Source organism: Serratia sp. (in: enterobacteria), from assembly GCF_046715635.1.
In the GTDB taxonomy this organism is placed as follows: domain Bacteria; phylum Pseudomonadota; class Gammaproteobacteria; order Enterobacterales; family Enterobacteriaceae; genus Chania.
This window is the reverse complement of the sequence record NZ_JBKJYW010000481.1, coordinates 1-3894: the sequence shown is the minus strand read 5'-3', so window position 1 is coordinate 3894 and position 3894 is coordinate 1. Positions and strand designations below refer to the sequence as shown.

At 54.8% G+C, this 3894-nt stretch carries 4 protein-coding genes; all 4 read right to left on the bottom strand.

All coding sequences use genetic code 11. The features are described from left to right. Nucleotides 1-103: 103 nt before the first annotated feature. Complete coding sequence (gene tssJ, locus ACLQ7H_RS24615) at nucleotides 104-610, bottom strand: type VI secretion system lipoprotein TssJ (RefSeq protein ID WP_411754937.1); 507 nt, start codon at nucleotides 608-610, stop codon at nucleotides 104-106. Next, a complete protein-coding gene (gene tagH / locus ACLQ7H_RS24610) occupies nucleotides 607-1911 on the bottom strand; it encodes a type VI secretion system-associated FHA domain protein TagH (RefSeq protein WP_411754936.1) in 1305 nt (434 codons plus the stop codon). Before tagH ends, tssJ begins: the two co-directional genes overlap by 4 nt. Before the next feature lie 25 nt (nucleotides 1912-1936). Beyond that, complete coding sequence (tssG, locus tag ACLQ7H_RS24605; RefSeq protein ID WP_411754935.1) at nucleotides 1937-2989, bottom strand: type VI secretion system baseplate subunit TssG; 1053 nt, start codon at nucleotides 2987-2989, stop codon at nucleotides 1937-1939. Beyond that, a partial coding sequence (gene tssF / locus ACLQ7H_RS24600; protein WP_411754934.1) for a type VI secretion system baseplate subunit TssF occupies nucleotides 2953-3894 on the bottom strand: 942 nt, incomplete at its 5' end. The genes tssF and tssG, both read right to left, overlap by 37 nt.

Below are 3894 nucleotides of genomic sequence, written 5' to 3'. Positions count from 1 at the left end.
CGGCGCTGCAGCTGATAATCGTTATGTCTTTGTTGCTGTTGAAAGTGTTGTGGCTTAATGAACAGGCCTTCGCGCCAGATCACTCGATTCTTGGTCGGCATGGTTATTCTTCCTCTTTCCTTAAGTCAATTTCATCCGCTTTAACGTGGATCAGCACGCCATAGTTATAACCAACATCTCTGATCTTGATGATTTTTTTCCATTCAGCGCGGTCAACGTCGGCATAGTAGGCAATCACCCCCAAATAGTGGGTCTTCTCTTCCAGCTCAATGGCCGGTAACGGTTTATACTGGCTCGGCAGCAGGGTGTATTCCTGGTGGTCGATGTAGTTCTTGCTAAGCGTTTTCTTCAGTATTTCCGTGTCGAGCTGGTCGTAGTCGGCCGCCAGCAGTTTGGAATCATCGCTCAGGTACACCACCGCAATCTCGGTCGGCGCGGCCTCGCCTTTCTCATTGGGGTTGATATTCGCGTCTGCCAACAGCGTTAACCGCAGCGTAGAAGGTTGCTCGGTAACACGCTCCGGCTTCTTGTTTTTCCAAATCGTGCATCCTGACAGCATCAGCACCAGGCATAGCGCCGTCGTCAGAAAGTAACCTCTGCCACCTTTCATCGTTCGCTGTCCTTCATCCCCTGGCGCAGCGCCTGGTCGTAAGCCTGTTCATACACTTCGCCAAACAGCTTTTCGAAGCCCTGCTGGCGGCTGGAGGCCAATTCCTGGTAGTAGTTTTTATACATTTCCCAGGCCCAGGCAGAGTCTTGATCCTGGCGCTCGTTGCTACGCATGTAATGGCTAAAGCGCGTCAGCAATCGCTCTGGGGAGAAGGCTTCCAACATGGTGTTCAACGCCTGGGCAATCGCCTGCTGGTTGGCCTGATGGTGCAAGCGCAGGTTATGCAGGCTCTCAGCCACCGCCGCCGGGGCGGAAAGGTGGACCGGGCTTTTTTGATCGGCAAACAGCAGGCTGAGCGTGGTGTCGTAATCCATATTCAGGCGCAGCGGGTTATCTTCGATGGGCCGCAGATGCTTGTCCCGCAGGCCGTGTTGGCTGCGCTGCAAGGCCAATAGCCCTTCAATGGCGGCCTTGAGCGTTTTGCCAGCTTCCTCGAGGAAGTCATTGGCCTCCTGGCTGTTGCGGATCGGCAGTTGCGCACCAAAACCCCGCATCAGCGGCGTGATCGCCACGTGCTGCTGTTCCATCTTGCTGTCTGACGGCGCCTGCTGGCCGGAAAGAAAACTGCTTATTTGCGGCAGATCGATAAACTCCTGATCCATGGCCCTGTCCTTGGTGATATCAGAAAGTGGGGAAGAGAACAGCGGATCGCGGTAGCGGTCCTGTTGTAACGATTGATCGGCACCGGTGAGGGTGCTCATAGGGTCGTGCATCGTCAGGCTTTCGGTTTCCAATACCCGCAGCGGATCGTGGCTGAAACCGTTGGCGACCGTGGCGGCCAGGCGGTTGTCCTGCTCATGGTGGGAAGCCTGCGCACTCCCTCCTTCCATCATCGCTTCCAGCGGGTTGCTGTAGCTGGAGACCAGCGATTCCGGTGATACCATCAGCGGATCGATCATATCGGCGTTCGAGCGGCTGATATGGCTCTTGATGGCCAGCTTGCCCACGCTGATCTCATCACCTTGCTGGATGCGCACCAAACCGGAGTTTGCCGTCAGCATCGACTGGTTAATACTCACCGCACCGTTGAGTACCCGCAGGCAAAAGGAACCGTCGCGCCATTCAATGGCAAACTGTGAAGGGCTGATATTGCCGCCCTGATCCTGAATAGACCAATGATGGCTGCCGTCACTGCCAACCACCCCACCCTGTGCATTAAACAGGCTGCTGGCCGGTTTGCCACTTTCCAATCTGTCACTATTGACGACTCGCAATGATAGCGTCGGTTGCTGTTTATCCATGATCTCTCTTCCTGAATCTTGATTATCATTCCATAACGCTGATGGTTACGTGGGGCTGTTGCTCGGGTTCCCCGAGGAAGCTGGTCCAGCCCAACAGGTTGTTTTGTTCTGTCCCCAGGATCATGCCGCCCACCTGCTGCTCAGCCAGCCCCAGGCGCAAATCCCACGAAAACTGGTCACGCATAATGAAGGCCACAAACATCTCTAACGGTTCGTAGTTCGCCCCGTTAGGTAAAAATGACAAGAACTGCTCACGCGTCAGTTGGTTGAGGCACAGCTGATACTTGCCGCTGCGATCCGCCACCTGCGATCCCAGCGAGAAATTGACGCCAAGCACCGATTTCCCCTGGTATTTCTGGCCGCTGACCTTCACCCTGCCGCCCAGGCGATTCTGCTGTTCCGGGGCGATTTTAACCTTGCGCATCTGCCAACTTTGCAGCGTCACATCCGCCAGATTGAAACAGTGCGCCACCAGGCTGCAAATCACTTCCGGGGCACGTCCAGGGCTGGCCAGCAAGCCGGCATAGGCCAGCATTTTGCCGTGGTGGATACGCAGTTTTTTGCGGGTCGCCTCGTTACTTAATCCCACTAGCGCGAACATACGCTGCGAGACATCATCATTACCGCCCTCGTCAAAGCAGATGTAGTAGCGGTATTTGCGCCAAATCAGATGCAGCAGCGTTAACAGCCGGTGGTTGAACACGTTGAGAAAATCCGTCAGGCGGTTTTCATTCTGGGCATCTTCCCAGGCCAACGAGTCCAGGTAATAACCGGGCAACGGCGACTGGCTGCCATGCAGCCCGAGAAACGAGACTTCCAACTCAAACTGGCCGCGAGCGGAAGTCTCCAACGCGATCACGTCACGGGTTGGAAAAGCCAGGCTGGCGGTCGATTTAAAGCGGATTGCCTCATCGGCGGGCCTGATTGAACCGGGGGATTTTGGCCACGCTACCGCCATTTGGTTGAGCAGCTCGACCAATTGGTAAAAGTTATAGCGTGAAACATCCAGCACGGGTTCGGGCGGTACGCCTGCACCCACGCTTACATCAATGCATGTTGACCCGTCTGTACCGGCCATTGGTAACATTCCTGATTATCAAGATTGATGACTTTCAAAAGGTGGAACGAGTTGACGCTGGCATACAGGGAGAAGAAGCGTGCCAGCACCGTACCAAACAGGTAGAGCTCACCTTCAGAACCAAAAGCGCTTTGCTCCAGCCAGAGGGTGGTTTGCAATCCTCTGACCGGTAAACCACGGAACAACCTGTCGATAGGCTGGGTCTCGATACGCGAAATCGCGTCCAGTTTTTTTTGCGACGACCGGGCGGATTGCCGGTTGTGTACGCTGGGAAAATCATAGGTCTGCAGGATCTGCTTTAACGAATCCTTGTCCAATAATGACATGTAGTTCAATGACATATTGGACAATAAAGACCATTGCAGGCTGCCATCCAACACCGGATACAGCGGTACCGAAGGCCGGGTAATATTGCGGAAGGTGGCGAATGAAGGACCCGCTTCCGTGCGTTTGCAGATATCACCTACACGCAGCGCCAACGGTAATTCGCGGTTGGTACAGGTCATGCTGACCGACACGTTTTCTTGAGACAGCGCCACCTGCGTCTCATCACTGCGCACAAAGGAGATGTAATGCTCAAAGCCCTTACGGAACAGCGAGTTTCTCACCCGCAGGCGGTAATAGAGCATGTTGCGCTCCTGCGCAGGCTCCACCTGATGATGGAAACTTTCAAACGCCGGATAGCTTCTGCCCTTCCCTCGCCCGCTGCCCTTGGGATCTTTGCTTAGCCAGCTTTCCACGCTATCGACCGAGAAAATCTCGTAGCGTTCAGGATGATGGTAACTGGCACACAGCGGATATTCGGTTTGCGTACCATCCAGCGATATCGCCTCGCTGTCGCGTTTGAACAGGTTCACCGCAGGGGTGCAGTTCAGGCGCAGAGTGGTTGGCCGTATCTTGACCTC